The sequence below is a fragment of the Variovorax sp. P1_H12_2 genome (assembly GCF_056405335.1).
In genome coordinates, this window is sequence record NZ_JBFUCI010000765.1 from 1 (window position 1) to 1162 (window position 1162).

At 49.6% G+C, this 1162-nt stretch carries 2 protein-coding genes; both read right to left on the minus strand.

The window, feature by feature from the left end; genetic code table 11:
• Positions 1-901, minus strand: a 901-nt coding sequence (locus tag AC1D2K_RS34970; protein WP_478095047.1) for a beta family protein, incomplete at its 3' end; no start/stop codon positions are given.
• Positions 902-934: 33 nt separating this feature from the next.
• Positions 935-1162: M78 family metallopeptidase domain-containing protein (locus AC1D2K_RS34975; RefSeq protein ID WP_478095049.1), on the minus strand; the 228-nt coding region annotated here is incomplete at its 5' end.

The following is a 1162-nucleotide window of genomic DNA, read 5'->3' on the forward strand; positions in this document are numbered from 1 at the left end:
ATCCACTGCTCATCACACCATGTGACAGCTTTCGGTACTGCTCGTACTTGTCATCTTGACTTAGGCTATGTCCGCGGAATATGTGGAAGTGTTTTCCTTGCGTGTAGCGGATTTTTCCGTTGATGTGCGAGCTTGGCGTTAAGTCTGTGAAATCGGGATGGATCACACCGTAGTCCCCATAGACCGCTTCCAAAGGCAGGTTTCGCACTCGCAAATTGGCCCAAAGAGATAGCTCGTGACGGAGCACGTCGCCACGAGAATTCCTCTCGATATCAGTTACTGTCTTGGGTGCACTCGATCCCGCAACAATTGCTTTACGAATCCGAAAGGAGGTTGCAAGGTTGTCCAGAAAGATGGCCGCCGTTTCAGACACAGCTGTTGTTGAGGCGATACCTGTCAAGGATCGGCAATCTAGCAGAACATCCATACTGCTCGTATCCAAGCCTCGGATCGTTAGATCTTGGATTCGGTCAAACGTATCGCTCATGAATTCCAGATCATCAGGTTCAAGTCGCAGTAGCATTCCACCTGATTGTTTGGCTTGCTGAATGACTAGCCCCCAGAGAGCTTCATCTCTATCAAACCCATAGACGGGCTCATAGTTTATGGAGAGTGAATTAAGCCGAGCGTACGCATTAGCCAGCRCGACCTCACCTTCTGAAGTTCTTGCTCCAGTCTTCAGCAACGGGAAGTCCACGTAACAGTGACGGGTTGGATAAAGCTTACCTAGACGGTCCGCAAATCGAGACAGCACCACTTCCGGCTTATCTGTTTCGATAAACGGCGGCAACTCAAACACCGGCTTCACACGATCCGCAATGTCATGCTTGAGATAGGAGACTGCCTTGATGTCGTTCAGCTTTCCTTTGACAATAGGCGAATAGGTGAAGTTCGTGTCCATGACAGTTCTTTCAGTAAGTAGACGTTCTGCGAATTAGCTCAACATTTCCCTAACCGTTCCTCTTTCAATCAGATCAGCAAAAACAGCGTAGTTTTCTTGCTCCTTCTGAACCCTTCCCGCAACGATTGAGGGATGAATTTGGAGCTCCTCAGCCAGCGCGAGGATGCCTGCTTTCGTAGGAAGCTGCCTGACCGATGCGGACTTCCAGCTGGCGCGAGAGATAAGTAAATCTCGGGCCAATCTATTCGCCTCTTTCTCTAC